The sequence below is a fragment of the Streptomyces sp. NPDC111744 genome (genome assembly GCF_055634995.1).
Genome location: NZ_JBVKCG010000014.1, coordinates 60,292 through 78,227, shown reverse-complemented (window position 1 = coordinate 78,227; position 17,936 = coordinate 60,292). Strand labels below are relative to the sequence as shown.

Genomic DNA, 17,936 nt, shown 5'->3' with positions numbered 1-17,936 from the left:
GCCCGGACCGCCGGACGGTGCCCTGCGTCACTTAGGATTACCTAATCCGACCTGCGCAAACGATCTCTGATCGATCATCCCGCAGGCAAAACGGTGGCGGTCGGCGGCCCCGTCCGGAACACTCCGGAACCATGTCCACACCCCCTCCGACCGGTGCTCTTGCCACCCGGGACACCCTCGCGAAGCAGCTTCGGCTGCTCGGTGTGAAGACCGGCGAAACCCTCCTCGCGCACACCTCGCTCCGCTCCCTCGGCTGGGTCAACGGCGGAGCCGTGGCGGTCGTCCAAAGTCTTTTCGACGCCCTTGGGCCGAACGGCACCCTGGTGGTCCCCACCCAGACCGGCGACCTCTCGGACCCGGCGGTGTGGCGGAATCCTCCGGTACCGCAGGAGTGGTGGGAGACCATCAGGGCGACCATGCCGCCGTACGACCCCCGGGTCACCCCCGCGCGCGGGGTCGGCGTGATCCCGGAGACCGTGCGGACCTGGCCGGGCGCCCTGCGCAGCGCGCACCCGCAGACCTCGTTCGCCGCGATCGGTCCCCGCGCGGCCGAGATCGTCGACGGCCACGCCCCCGACTGCCGGCTCGGCGAGCAGAGCCCGCTGGCCCGCCTGGAGAAGCTGGACGCGCGCGTGCTCATGCTCGGCACCGGCTACGCCACCTGCACCAGCTTCCACCTGGCCGAATACCGCATACCGTCGCCCCGCGTCCGGGTCGGCCGGCCCGCCCAGGGCGGCGGCTGGGAGGTGGTGACCGAGGTGTCGATCACCTCCGACCGCTTCGACGAACTGGGCTACGACTTCGAACGCGACCGGCCCGTCGTCGTACGCGGGACGGTCGGCGCGGCCGAGGCCCGGCTCTTCCCCGTACGTGAGGCGGTGGCCTATGCCGAGCGATGGCTGGCCGTACACCGACCCCGTGAGGAGGAGATCTAGCACCCGGCCGTCCGGGTGACGGCAGCCGTCCCTAGACTCTGTCACCATGCGAAGTGAGCCCGTGGTCCAGGTGCGGGACCTGGTGAAGCGGTACGGCACGAAAACCGCCGTGGACGGCCTCGACCTGGTGGCCCGGCCGGGTGTGACCGCCGTACTAGGACCCAACGGCGCGGGCAAGACGACGACGATCGAGACCTGCGAGGGGTACCGCAGGCCGGACTCCGGCTCGGTGCGCGTCCTCGGCCTCGATCCCGTACGCCAGTCCGCCGAGCTGCGCCCCAGAGTGGGCGTGATGCTCCAGTCCGGCGGGGTCTACTCCGGCGCCCGCGCGGACGAGATGCTGCGGCACGTGGCGAAGCTGCACGCGCAGCCGCTGGACGTGGACGCGCTGATCGAGCGGCTGGGCCTCGGCGGCTGCGGCCGTACGGCGTACCGCCGGCTCTCCGGCGGCCAGCAGCAGCGGCTGGCGCTCGCCATGGCCGTCGTGGGCCGTCCGGAACTGGTCTTCCTCGACGAGCCGACCGCCGGACTCGACCCGCAGGCCCGCCGGGCCACCTGGGACCTGGTGCGGGACCTGCGCACCGACGGCGTTTCGGTCATCCTCACCACCCACTACATGGAGGAGGCCGAGCAGCTCGCCGACGACGTCGCCGTCATCGACGCCGGCCGGGTGATCGCCCAGGGCTCCCCCGAGGAACTCTGCAAGGGCGGCGCCGAGAACACCCTGCGGTTCACCGGCCGTCCCGGCCTCGACGTCGCCTCCCTGCTCAAGGCGCTCCCGGCCGACTCCTCGGCCGCCGAGCTGACGCCGGGTTCCTACCGGGTCATGGGCAAGGTCAACCCGCAGTTGCTGGCGACGGTGACCTCGTGGTGCGCCCAGCACGGGGTGATGCCGGACCGCATCTCGGTCGAACGCCACACGCTGGAGGACGTCTTCCTGGAGCTGACCGGCAAGGAGCTGCGCTCATGACCACCGCCACGGGCACCTACACCCCGAAGCCGGGTGCCGCCCCGCTCCCCCGCATGATCGCGGCGCAGGCGGCCCTGGAGACGAAGATGCTGCTGCGCAACGGCGAGCAGCTGCTGCTGACGGTCGTGATCCCGACGCTGCTCCTGGTCCTGTTCAGCTCGGTGGACGTCGTCGACACGGGGGCCGGCAAGTCGGTCGACTTCCTGGCCCCGGGCATCCTCGCCCTCGCCGTCATGTCCACGGCCTTCACGGGCCAGGCCATCGCGACCGGCTTCGAACGCCGGTACGGCGTCCTGAAGCGGCTCGCCTCCTCCCCGCTGCCCCGCTGGGGGCTGATGACGGCGAAGACGGCGTCGGTCCTCGTCACCGAGATCCTCCAGGTGATCCTGCTGACGGCGATCGCCTTCGCGCTCGGCTGGTCCCCGCACGGCAACCCCCTCGCCGTCCTGCTCCTGCTGGTTCTCGGCACGGCCGCGTTCTCCGGCCTCGGCCTGCTGATGGCGGGCACCCTCAAGGCGGAGGCGACACTGGCGGCCGCCAACCTGGTGTTCCTGCTGCTGCTCGTGGGCGGCGGGGTCATCGTCCCGCTCGACAAGTTCGGCTCGACGGGCCAGGACGTACTGGGCCTGCTGCCCATCTCCGCACTGTCGGACGGCCTGCGCGACGTCCTCCAGCACGGCGCCGGGACGCCGTGGGGCGACCTGGGGATCCTGGCGGTGTGGGCGGTGGTGGGGCTGGCTGCCGCCGGGCGCTTCTTCCGCTGGGAGTAGACCAGATCGGCAGAGAGCGCCTGATGCCGCATGTCCAGGCCCGCGAGGCGCCGCACGTGCGTTTCCCGACGAGACGACCGCGGCCGAGATGCGCCGACGTGCCGCTCATATCCCCGACCCTCGTGAACGCATGCACAAGCGGGCCCCTACGATGGTGCGCGTGCCAAAGCTGACCCCCGCCGATGCCGTAGCGGCCGTGCGCAACCCGCTCGCCTTCATCGCCGACCGCTGGACCCCGGATCCCCGGACCGTCCGGCGCGCGGCCCTCGCCGCACTCGTCATGTCGGTGGTCATCGTGGTCACCGGCGGTGCGGTCCGGCTCACCGGCTCCGGCCTCGGTTGCCCGACCTGGCCCGAGTGCACCGACGGCTCGCTGACCCCGACGACCGCGCTGAGCTACCACAGCGCCATCGAGTTCACGAACCGCATGCTGACCTATGTGCTGTGCGCGGCGGTCGGCTGGGCGATCATCGCCGCCCGGTCCCAGAAGCCGTACCGGCGCAGCCTGACGCGGCTGGGCTGGGCCCAGTTCTGGATCGTGATGAGCAACGCGATCCTCGGCGGCGTCGTGGTGCTCGTCGGCCTCAACCCGTACACCGTCGCCGCCCACTTCCTGCTGGCGACCGCCCTCATCACCGTCGCCGCCCTGATGTGGCAGCGCACCCGCGAGGGCGACGGCGAGCCGCGCCCGTTGGTCGGCACGGCCGTGCAGCAGCTGGTGTGGGCCCTGGTGACCGTGTCGCTGCTGCTCATCGCGGTGGGCACGGTGGTGACCGGCGCCGGCCCGCACCCGGGCGACTCCGGCGAGGTGGAGCGCATCCACGTCAGCTGGGCAGGCGTCGCCGAGCTGCACGCGGTGCTGGCCTGGATCGTGGTGTCGCTGACCTTCGCGCTCTGGTTCTTCCTGAGGGGCATCAACGCTCCGCGCGGACCGCGCGACCGCACCCGTGACCTCTTCCTGATCCTGCTCGGCCAGGGCGTGATCGGTTACGTCCAGTACTTCACGCACCTGCCCACGGTCCTGGTGGGACTGCACATGTTCGGCTCCTGCCTGGTGTGGATCGGCGTACTGCGGGTCCTGCTCTCCCTGCGGGAACGCGCCGACGTCCCGGCCGCCGGCCTGCCCGCTCAGTCGTACGACGCGGTGAGCGCGTCGATGGCCGGCCCCAGGTAGTCCCGGGCCAGCCGGGCCCTGCGCGCCGTCCACTCCTCGGTGGGCGGCGCCGGGTCGTCGTAGCGACGGCTGCGGATGTCCTCGACGACCTCGACGGGCGCCCCGAGGCCGGGCAGCAGGTCGAGCGACTCCCGTTTGGAGATCAGCCGGCCCTCGCGTGCGGTGACGGTGGCGCGGGCGAAGGTGATCAGGCCCAGGTCGACCCAGATGTCCTGCCTCCACAGCGGGGCGTTGTCGACGGCGGGCCTCCAGAAGTCCCGCTGGTCGCGTACGACGAAGTCACTGAGTTCCTGGTCCGGCACGGCCGGCAGCAGCTCCGTCGGCGGTCGTCCGTGCAGCACCCGCCCGAAGGCGTGGAGCTCACGCCGGGTCACCGGGCTGACCGGCCGTCTGAACAGCTGCTCGTGTGCCCAGGTCAGATGGCGGCGTGCGACGTCGTCCGCGGTCGAAGGGGTCAGGTAGGTGCAGTGCAGCCGGGCGACGAGCGGCAGCGCACGCAGCCGGGCGTGCGCTACGGCGATCCTCCATACGACGGCCGGGGTCACCGGGCCCGGCACCACGGCAACCAGGTCCAGGTCGCTACGGCCCTCCTGGTAGTCGCCCCCGGCGAGCGAGCCGTGCGCCCAGACGGCGACGGGGTCCAGGGGTGTCAGTTGGTGGCAGAAGCGGGTCAGTAACGTCTCGGTCCGCATGCGCTCAGTCTGTGCGGCTCACGCCAGCCCGTACACCCGCCTCGCGTTCCCCGCCGCGATCAGCTTGGCCACGCGTTGTGCGTCGCCGAGTGACCAGGCGTCCTCGGCCACCCAGGTGCCGAGGACGCGGGCGAGGGACTCGCGGAAGAGGCGGGCGCCGACGACGTGCAGTTCGGGCAGGCCGTGGGCGCCGCTGGAGAAGAGGATCTTGCCGAAGGGGGCCAGTTCCAGGATCTCGGCGAGGATCGTCGCGGCCCGGGCTCCGGTGCGGACCAGGGCCGCGCCCGAGTCGGCGTACACGTGCGAGAAGACGCCGGCGAGGTGGGCGGCGTGGCGGTGGTACGGGTAGCCGTGCAGCAGGACCAGGTCGGTGCCGAGGCCCGCGGTGGCCCGGACGAAGTCGGTCAGCAGGACCGGGTCGGTGCGGTCGATCCGGGCGCGGGGCTCACCGAGGCCCGCATGCAGTTGGAGCGGGAGACCGGAGGCCACGGCGATCCACAGCAGGTGCCGCAGCAGGACCGGGTCGGTCAGCTCACCACCGACCCGGCGGGCCGCCAGCCAGCGGCCGGCGGCGCCTCTCACCTCGCCGGGTCCGGGCGGCTCGGGGGCCAGGGCGAGGCCGTGCCGCAGTCCGGCGACGGAGGTGAAGGCGACCGCGTTCGCCGCCGCGCCGTGCACCGACTCGGCGAGGTTGGCGAGGAAGGACTCGACGGTGCCGGAGGTGTCGGCGACCTGCTCCGCGAGGAGTTCCAGGCGGACGATCTCCCTCGCCTCGGCGGCGCCGGTGGAGGCCAGCTCCGCGGGACCGGTGAGGTCGCCGGGAAGGCCGGTGTCGACGAGGTAGGTGGTGATGCCGCTGCCCCGCAGCAGGCGGCGGCCCGCCTCCAGGACGCCGAGCTCGCGGCGCCGGGCCAGATAGCGGGCGGGCGGGCAGTGGGGTTCCAGGCCGAGGAGCGGGGGGCACCAGCGTCGTACCGCGAAACCGGTCTGCGTGTCGAAGAGGGTGGTGCCGGGGGCCGGAGGGCCTTCGGTGCGGGCGAGCTGGGCCTCGAAGGTGCCCAGGCCCAACTCGGTGCGGAGCACACCGTGGCAGTACTGGTCCACCAGGGACGGCGTTTCGATCATCCGGGCTCCCCCGTGGACGGCTGCTTGACCGTCTTAACGGGTGAACGGGGACGGAGGTCGCGGTTCAGCTCGGGGGTACGGGTTGTTCGGCGGCCACCGCTGCGGGTGGTTGCTCACGCCGTTCCCCGCGGCCCTCAAAACAGCTGCTCAGCCGCCGATCTGGAGGCCCGCCATGCGCTTCCACTCGTACGGGCCCGTCGTCACCTTCGCGGCGAACTCGCCGTCGAAGGACTCGTGGACGGTGATACCCGCCTTCTCCAACGCCTGCCGGGCGCTCTCGGTGCTCGGGGCCACCAGGTCGCCCCAGCCGCCGTCCTCGCCGACGAGGACGATGCGGGCGCCGCGTTCGCCGATGTAGGCGACCTGGCCCTCGGCGCCGCCGTGGGCCTTGGCGAAGGTGCTGATCTGCTTGACGAGGCGCGCGACCTTGCGCTCGGCCTTCTGGTCAACCTGCTGCGTGTCTGCCATGAGCAGGATGCTACTCACGAGTAGATCCACTGGCGAGGGGAGGGCGGTGTGATGTGGGCCGACGCCGGGGTCAGCGGAGGAAGGGGTCCACGGCCACCGCCACGAACAGCAGCGACACATAGGTGATGGACCAGTGGAACAGGCGCATCTCCTTGAGCTTCCCGCCCGTCACCTCCGACTTGGCGCGGTTCTGCAGGGCGTGCGCCTCCCAGAGCCACCAGCCGCCCGCCACCAGGGCGACCAGCGTGTAGAACCAGCCGGTGTAGCCGAGGGGGGTGAGAAGCAGGGAGACGGCGACCATCACCCAGCTGTAGATGACGATCTGCTTGGCGACCACCTTGTTGGAGGCGACGACCGGCAGCATCGGGACGCCCACACGCGCGTAGTCGTCCTTGACCTTCATGGACAGCGGCCAGTAGTGCGGCGGCGTCCAGAAGAACATGACGAGGAAGAGGATGATCGGCGCCCACGACATGGAGTCCGTGACGGCCGACCAGCCGATCAGCACCGGGAGGCAGCCCGCGATGCCGCCCCACACGATGTTCTGCGAGGTACGGCGCTTGAGGATCATCGTGTAGACGACGACGTAGAAGAGGAGCGCTCCGAGTGACAGCCAGGCGCTCAGCCAGTTGACGGTGAATCCGAACAACAGGGTGGAGACGACCGCCAGGGTGATGCCGAAGGCGAGGCACTCCCGCGGGCTGACCATGCCGGTCACCAGTGGCCGCTGCGAAGTGCGGGCCATCAGTGCGTCGATGTCCCGGTCGATGTACATGTTGAGCGCGTTGGCGCCGCCCGCGGAGAGATAACCGCCGACACACGTCAGCAGCACCAGCGTCAGGTCGGGCACGCCCTGCTGCGCCAGGAACATCACCGGAACGGTGGTGATGAGGAGCAGCTCGATGATCCGCGGCTTGGTCAGCGCCACGAAAGCTTTGACACGGGCCCCGAACGGCCGGTGACTCGGGCTCTCGCTCGCACCGAGTACCCCCGCTGGACGGGATTCGACGGCCGTCACGCACACCCCTGACAGAGACATCCCAGCAAGCCCCCCGTGTGAAGTAGCGGTAAAGGCTCGCGCGTACCACGCCACTTTAGACGTTGCCCATACCCCGGCCTTCGCGGGGGTGGGGTCGTGTTGGCGGGCGTCTCGGAAGAGCCGGGAGAGGGCTCGGTTGAGCAGTCGGATGAGCGGCTCCGTATTCATCTGCATTCATGTGCCGACATGCCTTCCCGGCCAGTCGGGAGGCGGATCCCCGCAAGGCCCGGCAGTCTGGAAACACTCGAAAAATTGCACGTCCTTACGGGGGTAGGCTCGACAGCGGCCGGTGGGCACCCAGTGCACCGGCAGCCGGTGCGGGCGTGTGCCCGTGGGCCGGTAACCGAACATGTGGAGAGGAGCCCTGACCCAGGGTGAGCACCAAGCCGACCACCACAGACCTCGACTGGACCGAGTTGGACCAGCGGGCCGTCGATACCGCCCGTGTCCTGGCCGCCGACGCCGTACAGAAGGTCGGCAACGGCCATCCGGGTACGGCGATGAGCCTGGCGCCGGCCGCGTACACCCTCTTCCAGAAGGTGATGCGGCACGACCCGTCCGACCCCGACTGGGTGGGCCGCGACCGTTTCGTGCTGTCCGCCGGCCACTCGTCGCTGACCCTGTACACGCAGCTCTACCTGGCCGGCTTCGGCCTGGAGCTGGAAGACCTGGAGTCCTTCCGGACCTGGGGCTCGAAGACCCCTGGCCACCCCGAGTACGGCCACACCAAGGGCGTGGAGACCACCACCGGCCCCCTCGGCCAGGGTGTCGCCAACGCGGTGGGCATGGCCATGGCCTCCCGCTACGAGCGCGGACTGTTCGACCCGGACGCGCCACAGGGCGAGTCCCCCTTCGACCACTTCATCTACTGCATCGCCGGTGACGGCTGCCTCCAGGAGGGCATCTCGGCCGAGGCGTCCTCGATGGCCGGCCACCAGAAGCTCGGCAACCTGGTCCTGCTGTGGGACGACAACCACATCTCGATCGAGGGCGACACCGAGACGGCCGTCTCCGAGGACACCGTCAAGCGGTACGAGGCATACGGCTGGCACGTCCAGCGCGTCGCCCCGAAGCCGGACGGTGACCTGGACCCGCACGCCATCTACAACGCGATCGAGGCCGCGAAGAAGGTGACGGACAAGCCGTCCTTCATCGCGATGCGCTCGATCATCGCCTGGCCCGCCCCGCACGCGCAGAACACCGAGGCCGCCCACGGCTCGGCGCTCGGCGAGGACGAGGTCGCGGACACCAAGCGCGTCCTCGGCTTCGACCCGGAGAAGAGCTTCCACGTCGCCGACGAGGTCCTCGCCCACACCCGCCGGGCCCTGGAGCGCGGTGCCGCCGCGAAGGCCGAGTGGGAGAAGTCGTTCCAGCTGTGGCGTGACAACAACGCCGAGCGCGCGGCCGAGTTCGACCGTATCGCCGCGTGCGAGCTGCCCACCGGCTGGGAGGAGAAGATCCCGGTCTTCGAGCCCGGCAAGGGCGTCGCCACCCGTGCCGCCTCCGGCAAGGTGCTCCAGGCGCTGGGCGCGGTCATCCCCGAGCTGTGGGGCGGCTCCGCCGACCTCGCCGGGTCGAACAACACGACCATCGACAAGGACAGCTCGTTCCTGCCGGCGGACAACCCGCTGCCGGGCGCGAACCCCTACGGCCGCACCATCCACTTCGGTATCCGCGAGCACTCCATGGCCGCGGAGATGAACGGCATCACCCTGCACGGCAACACCCGTGTCTACGGCGGTACGTTCCTCGTCTTCTCCGACTACATGCGCAACGCCGTCCGTCTCTCGGCGTTGATGCACCTGCCGGTGACGTACGTGTGGACGCACGACTCCATCGGTCTCGGCGAGGACGGCCCAACGCACCAGCCGGTCGAGCACCTCGCCTCGCTGCGCGCCATCCCGGGCCTGAACGTGGTCCGCCCGGCGGACGCCAACGAGACTGCGATCGCCTGGCGCGAGATCCTCAAGCGCTACACCAAGGTCTTCGGCAAGGGCGCCCCGCACGGCCTGGCACTGACCCGTCAGGGCGTGCCGGTGTACGAGTCCAACGAGGACACGGCGCGCGGCGGGTATGTGCTGTTCGAGGCCTCGAACGGGACGCCGGAGGTCATCCTCATCGCCACCGGCTCCGAGGTGCACGTCGCCGTCGAGGCGCGCGAGCAGCTGGAGGCCGGCGGCGTACCGACCCGGGTCGTCTCCATGCCGTGCGTGGAGTGGTTCGAGGAGCAGGACCAGGGGTACCGGGACAGCGTCCTGCCGCCCACCGTCAGGGCGCGTGTGTCGGTCGAGGCGGGCATCGGTCTGACGTGGCACAAGTACGTCGGAGACGCCGGCCGCATCGTTTCCCTGGAGCACTTCGGTGCTTCCGCCGACGGCAAGGTGCTCTTCCGCGAGTTCGGCTTCACTGCCGAGAACGTGGCCGCCAAGGCCCGGGAATCCATCGCCGCCGCCCAGCGCTGACGCTCATATACGACACGTAGGAGATGTAATTCCATGACAGACGCACTCAAGCGCCTCTCCGAGGAGGGCGTCGCGATCTGGCTGGACGACCTGTCGCGCAAGCGGATCACGTCCGGCAACCTCGCCGAGCTGATCGACCAGCAGCACGTCGTGGGCGTCACCACCAACCCGACGATCTTCCAGAAGGCGATCTCGCAGGGCGACGGCTACGACCAGCAGCTCTCGGACCTCGCCGCCCGCAAGGTGACGGTCGAAGAGGCCGTCCGCATGATCACCACGGCGGACGTCCGCGACGCCGCCGACATCCTGCACCCGGTGTTCGACGCGACCGACGGCCAGGACGGCCGGGTGTCGATCGAGGTCGACCCGCGCCTGGCGCACAACACCAAGGCGACGGTCGCCGAGGCCAAGCAGCTGGCCTGGCTGGTGGACCGCCCCAACACGCTCATCAAGATCCCGGCCACCGAGGCGGGTCTGCCGGCGATCACAGAGGTCATCGGCCTCGGCATCAGCGTCAACGTCACGCTGATCTTCTCGCTGGAGCGCTACCGCAAGGTGATGGACGCCTACCTGGCCGGTCTGGAGAAGGCCAAGGAGCGCGGCCTCGACCTGTCGCTCATCCGTTCGGTGGCGTCGTTCTTCGTGTCCCGTGTGGACACCGAGTTCGACCGGCGCCTGGACGAGCTGGGTACCGACGAGGCCAAGGCGCTGCGCGGCAAGGCCGCCGTCGCCAACGCCCGCCTCACCTACCAGGCGTACGAGGAGGTCTTCTCGACCTCCCGCTGGACCGCGCTGGAGAGCGCGGGCGCCAACAAGCAGCGTCCGCTGTGGGCGTCGACCGGTGTGAAGGACCCGTCGTACAAGGACACCATGTACGTCGACGACCTGGTCGCGCCGAACACGGTGAACACCATGCCGGAGGCCACCCTCTTCGCGGTCGAGGACCATGGCGACATCACCGGCAACACCATCGCCGGCACCTACGAGCAGGCCCGCGCCGACCTCGACGCCATCGAGCGGCTCGGCATCTCGTACGACGACGTGGTCCAGGTTCTGGAGGACGAGGGCGTCGAGAAGTTCGAGGCGTCCTGGAACGACCTGCTCAAGTCGACCCAGGCGGAGCTGGAGCGCCTGGCCCCCTCGGAGGGCTAAATTGTCGAGCAGCAACCCGCTGCGTGACCCCGCAGACCGACGGCTCCCGCGTATCGCGGGGCCGTCGGGTCTGGTCATCTTCGGCGTCACGGGCGACCTCTCCCGCAAGAAGCTCATGCCCGCGGTCTACGACCTCGCCAACCGGGGTCTGCTGCCGCCGGGCTTCTCCCTGGTCGGCTTCGCCCGCCGTGAGTGGGCCAACGAGGACTTCGCCGCCGAGGTCCACGACGCCGTCAAGGAACACGCCCGCACGCCGTTCCGCGAGGAGGTCTGGCAGCAGCTCATCCAGGGGATGCGCTTCGTCCAGGGCACCTTCGACGACGACGACGCGTTCGAGCGGCTCCGCTCCACCATCGAGGAGCTGGACAAGGCGCAGGGCACCGGTGGCAACTTCGCCTTCTACCTCTCCGTCCCGCCGCGCTCCTTCCCGGTCGTCATCCAGCAGCTGAAGAAGCACGGCCTGGCGGACCAGACCGGCGGCTCCTGGCGGCGCGCGGTCATCGAGAAGCCCTTCGGCCACGACCTGAAGTCGGCCGAGGAGCTCAACAAGGTCGTGCACGAGGTGTTCGAACCGGAACAGGTCTTCCGGATCGACCACTACCTCGGCAAGGAGACCGTCCAGAACATACTGGCGCTGCGCTTCGCCAACACCATGTTCGAGCCGATCTGGAACCGGTCCTTCGTGGACCACGTCCAGATCACCATGGCCGAGGACATCGGCATCGGCGGCCGCGCCGGCTACTACGACGGCATCGGCGCCGCCCGTGATGTCATCCAGAACCACCTGCTCCAGCTGATGGCCCTGACCGCGATGGAGGAGCCCGCCTCCTTCGACGCGGACGCGCTGGCCGCCGAGAAGGAGAAGGTGCTCGGCGCCGTACGGCTGCCGGACGACCTGGGCAGGCACACCGTGCGCGGCCAGTACGCGGCCGGCTGGCAGGGCGGCGAGAAGGTCACCGGCTACCTCGAAGAGGAGGGCATCGACGGCAAGTCGAAGACCGACACGTACGCGGCCGTCAAGCTGGAGATCGACAACCGCCGCTGGGCCGGGGTGCCGTTCTACCTGCGCACCGGCAAGCGGCTCGGCCGTCGGGTCACCGAGATCGCGGTGGTCTTCCAGCGGGCCCCGCACTCCCCCTTCGACCACACCGCCACCGAGGAACTCGGGCAGAACGCGGTCGTCATCCGCGTCCAGCCCGACGAGGGCATCACGGTCCGCTTCGGCTCCAAGGTGCCGGGCACCTCGATGGAGATCCGGGACGTGTCGATGGACTTCGCCTACGGCGAGTCCTTCACCGAGTCCTCACCGGAGGCCTACGAGCGGCTGATCCTGGACGTGCTGCTCGGTGACGCCAACCTCTTCCCGCGCACGGAGGAGGTCGAGCTGTCCTGGAAGATCCTCGACCCGATCGAGGACTACTGGGACCAGCACGGCAGGCCCGCCCAGTACCCGTCGGGCACCTGGGGTCCCGTCGAGGCCGACGAGATGCTCGCACAAGACGGACGGAGCTGGCGCCGGCCATGAAGATAGACCTCACGGACACCACGGCCGGCAAGGTCAACAAGGCGCTGGTGCAGGGCCGCCGGGCCATCGGCACGCCCGCCGTGGGCATGGTGCTCACCCTCGTCATCGTCACCGACGAGGAGAACGCCTACGACGCCCTGAAGGCCGCCGGCGACGCCTCGCACGAGCACCCCTCGCGCACCCTGGTCGTCATCAAGCGCGTCTCCCGATCCCCTCGCGACCGTACGACGTCCCGTCTGGACGCGGAGGTCCGGGTGGGCGCGGACGCGGGCTCCGGCGAGACGGTGGTGCTGCGGCTGTACGGCGAGGTCGCCGACCACGCCGACTCGGTCGTACTGCCGCTGCTGCTGCCGGACGCGCCGGTCGTCGTCTGGTGGCCGGTGAACGCCCCGCTCGACCCGGCGAAGGACCCGCTGGGCGCCCTCGCCCAGCGCCGGGTCACCGACACCTACTCCTCCGAACAGCCGGTACGGGAGCTGACCGCCCGCGCGGACGCCTACACCCCCGGCGACACGGACCTGTCCTGGACCCGGATCACGCCCTGGCGTTCGATGCTGGCGGCGGCCCTGGACCAGGTGGTCTGCGAGGTCAAGGCCGTCGAGGTGGAGGGCGAGGAGTTCAACCCGAGCTGTGAGCTGCTGGCGATGTGGCTCGCAGACCGGCTGGACGTCCCCGTCAAGCGCTCCCTGTCCTCGGGTCCCGGCCTCACCGCGGTCCGGATGGAGACCAGCGAGGGAGTGATCGCGCTGGACCGCGCGGACGGCTCCCTGGCAACGCTGTCCATCGACGGTCAGCCGGACCGCGCGGTGGCACTCAAGCGCCGGGAGACGGCCGAGCTGATCGCCGAGGAGCTGCGGCGGCTCGACCCGGACGACACCTACGCCTCGGCGCTGCGGTTCGGTGTGGAACGGCTGAACGCGTCGGCCTCACCGGCCGCGGAACCGGTACCGGAGGCTCCGGCCGCTCCGGCTTCGGAGGCTCCGGCTCCGGCCGCTCCGGCTTCGGCCGCTCCGGCTCCGGAGGCGTCGCCCAAAGGAGAACCGGCCGTCGAAGCCGCTGCCCCGGAAGCTCCCGCACCCGAGGCGGCGGCGAAAGCACCGCTGAAGAAGAGGGCGACATCGTCATGAGCACTCCCCAGCTGGTCGTGCACCGCGACAAGGAGCTGATGGCACAGGCCGCCGCGGCCCGCCTGATCACGAAGATCGTGGACGCCCAGGCCTCCCGGGGCGAGGCGTCCGTGGTCCTCACCGGCGGCCGCAACGGCAACGGCCTGCTCGCGGCACTCGCGGCCGCACCGGCCCGGGACGCCATCGACTGGGGCCGGCTCGACCTGTGGTGGGGCGACGAACGGTTCCTCCCCGAGGGCGACCCGGAGCGCAATGTCACCCAGGCCCGGGAGGCCCTGCTCGACCACGTCCCGGTGGACCCGAAGCGCGTGCACGCCATGCCCGCGTCGGACGGCCCCTGGGGCGCGGACGTGGACGCGGCGGCCGAGTCCTACGCGGCGGAACTGGCCCGCGCGGCCGGTCCCGAGAACCACGGCTCGGTGCCGACCTTCGACGTCCTGATGCTGGGGGTCGGCCCGGACACGCACGTGGCCTCGCTCTTCCCGGAGCTGCCCGCGGTCCGGGAGACCGAGCGCACGGTGGTGGGCGTCCACGGCGCCCCCAAGCCGCCGCCGACGCGGATCTCCCTCACCCTCCCCGCCATCCGCTCGGCCCGAGAGGTCTGGCTGCTGGCGGCGGGCGAGGACAAGGCCGAGGCCGTCGCCATCGCCCTCTCGGACGCGGGCGAGATCCAGGCCCCGGCAGCGGGTGCCCGGGGCCGCCAGCGCACCCTGTGGCTCCTGGACGCGGCAGCGGCGGCCCAGCTGCCCCGCTCGCTGTACCCGCCGGCCTCGGCGTGACGAAGCCCTGAGAAGACCGGAAGGGAACCCGTACGGCCCGGCGGCCGTACGGGTTCTTTCATGGCCGGGCCGACCGGGACTGTCCGGGCCTAACGCCCGCGCAGCTCCCGGTACTTGGCCACCAGGGCCTTCGTCGACGCGTCCAGGCCGGGCACCTCCGCGCCCTCCGTCAGCGCCGGCTCCACGCGCTTGGCGAGGACCTTGCCGAGTTCCACGCCCCACTGATCGAAGGAGTCAATGTTCCAGACGGCGCCCTGGGTGAACACCTTGTGCTCGTAGAGGGCGACGAGCTGGCCGAGGACCGAAGGGGTCAGTTCGCGGGCGAGGATGGTGGTCGTCGGGCGGTTGCCCTTGAAGGTCTTGTGCGGGACCAGCTCCTCGGCGACACCCTCCGCGCGGACCTCCTCGGCCGTCTTGCCGAAGGCCAGCGCCTGGGTCTGGGCGAAGAAGTTCGCCATCAACAGGTCGTGCTGCGCCTTGAGTTCACCGCTCAGCTCGGCGACCGGCTCGGCGAAGCCGATGAAGTCCGCCGGGATCAGCTTGGTGCCCTGGTGGATCAACTGGTAGTAGGCGTGCTGCCCGTTGGTGCCGGGCGTGCCCCAGACGATCGGGCCGGTGGTCCACTCGACCTCCTTGCCGTCCCGCGCCACATACTTGCCGTTGGACTCCATGTCCAGCTGCTGGAGGTACGCCGTGAACCTGGACAGGTAGTGGCTGTACGGCAGTACCGCGTGCGACTGGGCGTCGTGGAAGTTGTTGTACCAGATGCCCAGCAGGCCCAGCAGGAGCGGGACGTTGGACTCGGCGGGGGCGGTGCGGAAGTGCTCGTCGACCAGGTGGAAGCCGTCGAGCATCTCACGGAAGCGGTCCGGGCCGATGGCGATCATCAGCGAGAGGCCGATCGCCGAGTCGTACGAGTAGCGGCCGCCGACCCAGTCCCAGAACTCGAACATGTTGGCCGTGTCGATACCGAAGTCGGCGACCTTCTCGGAGTTGGTCGACAGGGCCACGAAGTGCTTGGCGACCGCTTCCTGACCGGCCTTCAGCTCGCCGAGCAGCCAGTTGCGGGCCGAGGTGGCGTTGGTGATCGTCTCGATCGTGGTGAACGTCTTCGAGGCGACGATGAACAGGGTCTCGGCCGCGTCCAGGTCGCGGGTGGCCTCGTGCAGGTCGGCGCCGTCGACGTTGGACACGAAGCGGACCGTGAGGTCGCGGTCGGTGAAACTGCGCAGCACCTCGTAGGCCATCGCGGGGCCGAGGTCCGAGCCACCGATGCCGATGTTGATCACGTTCTTGATGCGCTTGCCGGTGTGCCCGGTCCAGGCGCCGGAACGGACGCGGTCGGCGAAGTCGCCCATCTTGTCCAGGACCGCGTGCACCTGCGGTACGACGTTCTCGCCGTCGACCTCGATCACCGCGTCACGCGGGGCACGCAGCGCCGTGTGCAGCACCGCGCGGTTCTCGGTGACGTTGATCTTCTCGCCGCGGAACATGGCGTCCCGCAGGCCGAAGACGTCGGTGGCGGCGGCCAGCTCGCGCAGCAGCCGCAGCGTCTCGTCGTTGACCAGATGCTTCGAGTAGTCGACGTGGAGGTCACCGACCTGGAGGGTGTAGCCCGTGCCGCGCGCCGGGTCGGCGGCGAACAGGTCCCGCAGATGGGTGTCGGCGAGTTCCTCCCGGTGCTTGGCGAGCGCGGTCCACTCGGGCGTCTGGTTGAGCCTGGTACGGCCGTCTGCGTTCATGTGCGACTTCAGCCTTCTTCCTTGCACCTGTCCTGTTGCGTGCCTGCCCCGCTGCCGTTCCAACCTAATTGATCAGCGTGGGACGCGGCCTGCTGTCACGCTGTCCCGCGGCGCAACAACAGGTACGTCCGGCTTGCGCACCGGTATCAACGAGGTGACGGCCAGACCGAACAGGCCGGCGGCGAGCAGCGCGGGGCCGTTCAGGCCGTACGCCCCGGCGACGGCTCCGCCGAGGAGGGCACCGAGCGGCGCTCCCGACACCGAGGAGGTACGGAAGGCGGAGGCGATCCGGCCGGTCATCGACTCGGGTGCGCGTTGCTGCATCAGCGTGACCTGGTTGACGTTCCACACCATGTTCATCGCGCCGAGCAGCAGCATGCCGGCGACGAGGACGCCGAGGTGGCGGACGGAGCCGATGAGGACCAGGGACGCCGTCTGGACGGTCCCGGCGACCAGCGGGGCGCGCACCCGCCCGGTGCGGCGGGCTATGCGCTGGGCGAGGAAGCCGCCGGTGATGCTGCCGGCCGAGTACGCGGTCATGGCCGCCGCGTATCCCGCGCTGCCCGCGTGCAGCCAGCGCGTCACATGCAGCACCAGGGTGGCGATCAGGGCGCCCATGCCGATGTTGCACAACAGTGTGGCCACGCAGACCGCCCGCAGGGCGCGGTCCTGCCCCAGGGCGCGCAGCCCCTCGCCGATCTCGGTGCGCAGGGTGCTGCCGGCCGGGCGCGGCGCCCGCTCCGGCGGACGTGTCCGCAGGGAGGCGACCAGGGCGGCGGCTGCAGATAGGTGGTCGCGTCGGCGGCGAAGGGCGTGAACGCGCCGGCCGTCAGCAGAAGCGGGACCAGCGGGGCGCCGAGCAGACCGCCCGCGATCTGCTGTCCGGTCATCAGCCGGGCGTTGGCCCCGCCCAGCGTCTGCCGGTCGACCAGGGAGGTCAGCAGGGCCGTGGACGCGTCGTCGAAGAGCGTCCGGGGCGTGGTCAGCACGAAGGCGAGCAGAAGCAGCAGCGGGATCGAGGCGTGACCGAGCCCCGCGGCGAGCGCGAAGGCAGCTACGAGCAGCCCTCGTAACGTGTCCGCGGCCCACATCGCGCGCCGCTGGTCCACCCGGTCCGCGACGGCGCCGCCGAGCAGCCCGAACAGCAGCCACGGCACATAGCCGCAGGCGGTCACCGAGGCGATGGCAAGGGGGGTGTCGGTCAGTCGCGCGGCCGTCAGGGGCAGCGCGGACGTCCGTAACGCGTCCCCGAACCGGGAGACCACGGCGGCCGTCCACAGCCGCCCGAATCCCCCGCGCCACGTGGGCGCCCGCTCCTCCACCGTCATCATCGCCCCCTCACGGTTCGCCGATGCACAAACCGTAGAGGGCACCACTGACAACGGCCGGGGCCGGCCGCGGAGACGGCTCCGGCCAGGCGCCCTCAGGCGCCCGGCCGGTTCCCAACTCCTAGATCTCGCCCCGCAGTTTGGCGAGCGCCTCGGCGAGGATCGCCTCGCCGTCCGCGTCGCTGCGCCGCTCCCGTACATACGCGAGGTGCGTCTTGTACGGCTCGGTGCGCGGCGGGTCCGGCGGGTTGTCCCGGTCCTGACCGGCCGGGAAGCCACAGCGCGGGCAGTCCCAGGTCTCGGGCACCTGCGCGTCGCTGGCGAAGCTGGGCTGCGTCTCGTGCCCGTTGGAGCACCAGAAGGAGATGCGCAGACGCGGCGCGGACTCGCCGCGCTCGGCCTCGCCCATCGGCCCCGCCCCGACCCGGCTACCTCGGATCGCGTTGCCACTTGCCACGGTCGTAACTCCCTGCGTGATGGTGCCGCGAAGCGAGTCGGCGTGTCGCTTCGTTGCGAGCGCCTCAGTCTACGTAAGGCCCAACGCGCGTCCAGTGTTGGGAGTTACCCCGCACCTAGACGCAAGCCCCATGATAGGCCGCGCTCAGGTGCGCGTACCGAACATGGGGCCTTACGTGCCGATTGTGCGTG

Annotated in this window: 15 protein-coding genes and 1 pseudogene; 9 read left to right on the top strand and 7 right to left on the bottom strand. The window is 70.6% G+C overall.

Annotated features, from left to right (window positions below; translation table 11 throughout):
• Positions 1 to 131 precede the first annotated feature (131 nt).
• The 4 genes from ACZ7OO_RS27895 to ACZ7OO_RS27880 all read left to right on the top strand — a co-directional run bounded on the left by ACZ7OO_RS27895 (position 132) and on the right by ACZ7OO_RS27880 (position 3,849).
• Entirely contained in the window at positions 132 to 935 is an 804-nt protein-coding gene (locus ACZ7OO_RS27895; protein ID WP_471508778.1) for an AAC(3) family N-acetyltransferase, read from the top strand.
• 46 nt (positions 936 to 981) lie between these two features.
• The gene (locus ACZ7OO_RS27890; RefSeq protein WP_471508776.1) at positions 982 to 1,905 is read left to right on the top strand and encodes an ABC transporter ATP-binding protein; all 924 of its coding nucleotides are present in this window, start codon (positions 982 to 984) and stop codon (positions 1,903 to 1,905) included.
• Positions 1,902 to 2,675, top strand: a complete 774-nt coding sequence (locus ACZ7OO_RS27885; RefSeq protein ID WP_471508774.1) for an ABC transporter permease — start codon at positions 1,902 to 1,904, stop codon at positions 2,673 to 2,675. Before ACZ7OO_RS27890 ends, ACZ7OO_RS27885 begins: the two co-directional genes overlap by 4 nt.
• A gap of 151 nt (positions 2,676 to 2,826) precedes the next feature.
• Complete coding sequence (locus tag ACZ7OO_RS27880; RefSeq protein WP_471508772.1) at positions 2,827 to 3,849, top strand: COX15/CtaA family protein; 1,023 nt, start codon at positions 2,827 to 2,829, stop codon at positions 3,847 to 3,849.
• Here the strand turns inward: ACZ7OO_RS27880 and ACZ7OO_RS27875 are convergent.
• The 4 genes from ACZ7OO_RS27875 to ACZ7OO_RS27860 form a co-directional block, all read right to left on the bottom strand.
• The gene (locus tag ACZ7OO_RS27875; protein ID WP_471508770.1) at positions 3,804 to 4,541 is read right to left on the bottom strand and encodes a nucleotidyltransferase domain-containing protein; all 738 of its coding nucleotides are present in this window, start codon (positions 4,539 to 4,541) and stop codon (positions 3,804 to 3,806) included. The two genes, ACZ7OO_RS27880 and ACZ7OO_RS27875, sit on opposite strands and share 46 nt — an antisense overlap.
• Positions 4,542 to 4,559: 18 nt before the next feature.
• A complete protein-coding gene (locus tag ACZ7OO_RS27870; protein ID WP_471508768.1) occupies positions 4,560 to 5,666 on the bottom strand; it encodes an amidohydrolase family protein in 1,107 nt (368 codons plus the stop codon).
• Positions 5,667 to 5,813: 147 nt separating this feature from the next.
• Positions 5,814 to 6,134 carry a hypothetical protein gene (locus ACZ7OO_RS27865; protein WP_471508766.1) on the bottom strand — a complete coding sequence of 107 codons (321 nt, stop codon included), beginning with the start codon at positions 6,132 to 6,134 and terminating at the stop codon, positions 5,814 to 5,816.
• Positions 6,135 to 6,204: 70 nt separating this feature from the next.
• On the bottom strand, positions 6,205 to 7,158 hold the full coding sequence (locus ACZ7OO_RS27860) for a heme o synthase (protein WP_471509042.1): 954 nt from the start codon (positions 7,156 to 7,158) through the stop codon (positions 6,205 to 6,207).
• A 389-nt stretch (positions 7,159 to 7,547) separates the two neighbouring features.
• On the opposite strand from ACZ7OO_RS27860, the gene tkt reads away from it, so the two are divergent.
• Genes tkt through pgl form a run of 5 tightly spaced genes read left to right on the top strand, consistent with a single transcriptional unit; the run spans position 7,548 to position 14,218 of the window.
• Positions 7,548 to 9,635: a transketolase gene (tkt, locus tag ACZ7OO_RS27855; RefSeq protein ID WP_471508764.1), complete on the top strand. Its 2,088-nt coding sequence runs from the start codon at positions 7,548 to 7,550 to the stop codon at positions 9,633 to 9,635.
• A 33-nt stretch (positions 9,636 to 9,668) separates the two neighbouring features.
• Positions 9,669 to 10,787: a transaldolase gene (gene tal, locus ACZ7OO_RS27850; RefSeq protein WP_471508762.1), complete on the top strand. Its 1,119-nt coding sequence runs from the start codon at positions 9,669 to 9,671 to the stop codon at positions 10,785 to 10,787.
• 1 nt (position 10,788) lies between these two features.
• Complete coding sequence (zwf, locus tag ACZ7OO_RS27845; protein WP_471508760.1) at positions 10,789 to 12,312, top strand: glucose-6-phosphate dehydrogenase; 1,524 nt, start codon at positions 10,789 to 10,791, stop codon at positions 12,310 to 12,312.
• Entirely contained in the window at positions 12,309 to 13,439 is a 1,131-nt protein-coding gene (opcA, locus tag ACZ7OO_RS27840; RefSeq protein ID WP_471508758.1) for a glucose-6-phosphate dehydrogenase assembly protein OpcA, read from the top strand. Before zwf ends, opcA begins: the two co-directional genes overlap by 4 nt.
• On the top strand, positions 13,436 to 14,218 hold the full coding sequence (pgl, locus tag ACZ7OO_RS27835) for a 6-phosphogluconolactonase (protein ID WP_471508756.1): 783 nt from the start codon (positions 13,436 to 13,438) through the stop codon (positions 14,216 to 14,218). Before opcA ends, pgl begins: the two co-directional genes overlap by 4 nt.
• Before the next feature lie 89 nt (positions 14,219 to 14,307).
• Here pgl and pgi read toward each other — a convergent pair whose 3' ends face one another.
• The 3 genes and pseudogenes from pgi to ACZ7OO_RS27820 form a co-directional block, all read right to left on the bottom strand.
• Positions 14,308 to 15,960, bottom strand: a complete 1,653-nt coding sequence (gene pgi / locus ACZ7OO_RS27830; RefSeq protein WP_471508754.1) for a glucose-6-phosphate isomerase — start codon at positions 15,958 to 15,960, stop codon at positions 14,308 to 14,310.
• A 72-nt stretch (positions 15,961 to 16,032) separates the two neighbouring features.
• A pseudogene (locus ACZ7OO_RS27825) lies at positions 16,033 to 17,291 on the bottom strand (MFS transporter).
• Positions 17,292 to 17,409: 118 nt separating this feature from the next.
• On the bottom strand, positions 17,410 to 17,745 hold the full coding sequence (locus ACZ7OO_RS27820) for an RNA polymerase-binding protein RbpA (protein WP_003976875.1): 336 nt from the start codon (positions 17,743 to 17,745) through the stop codon (positions 17,410 to 17,412).
• Between the last annotated feature and the right edge of the window lie 191 nt (positions 17,746 to 17,936).

Excerpts from the sequence above, each read along its gene's own strand:
- tal (WP_471508762.1), top strand. The coding sequence starts at position 9,669 with ATGACAGACGCACTCAAGCGCCTCTCCGAGGAGGGCGTCGCGATCTGG.
- ACZ7OO_RS27870 (WP_471508768.1), bottom strand. The coding sequence starts at position 5,666 with ATGATCGAAACGCCGTCCCTGGTGGACCAGTACTGCCACGGTGTGCTC.
- pgl (WP_471508756.1), top strand. The coding sequence starts at position 13,436 with ATGAGCACTCCCCAGCTGGTCGTGCACCGCGACAAGGAGCTGATGGCA.
- ACZ7OO_RS27895 (WP_471508778.1), top strand. The coding sequence starts at position 132 with ATGTCCACACCCCCTCCGACCGGTGCTCTTGCCACCCGGGACACCCTC.
- ACZ7OO_RS27890 (WP_471508776.1), top strand. The coding sequence starts at position 982 with ATGCGAAGTGAGCCCGTGGTCCAGGTGCGGGACCTGGTGAAGCGGTAC.
- opcA (WP_471508758.1), top strand. The coding sequence starts at position 12,309 with ATGAAGATAGACCTCACGGACACCACGGCCGGCAAGGTCAACAAGGCG.
- ACZ7OO_RS27880 (WP_471508772.1), top strand. The coding sequence starts at position 2,827 with ATGGTGCGCGTGCCAAAGCTGACCCCCGCCGATGCCGTAGCGGCCGTG.
- pgi (WP_471508754.1), bottom strand. The coding sequence starts at position 15,960 with ATGAACGCAGACGGCCGTACCAGGCTCAACCAGACGCCCGAGTGGACC.
- ACZ7OO_RS27875 (WP_471508770.1), bottom strand. The coding sequence starts at position 4,541 with ATGCGGACCGAGACGTTACTGACCCGCTTCTGCCACCAACTGACACCC.
- ACZ7OO_RS27885 (WP_471508774.1), top strand. The coding sequence starts at position 1,902 with ATGACCACCGCCACGGGCACCTACACCCCGAAGCCGGGTGCCGCCCCG.
- ACZ7OO_RS27865 (WP_471508766.1), bottom strand. The coding sequence starts at position 6,134 with ATGGCAGACACGCAGCAGGTTGACCAGAAGGCCGAGCGCAAGGTCGCG.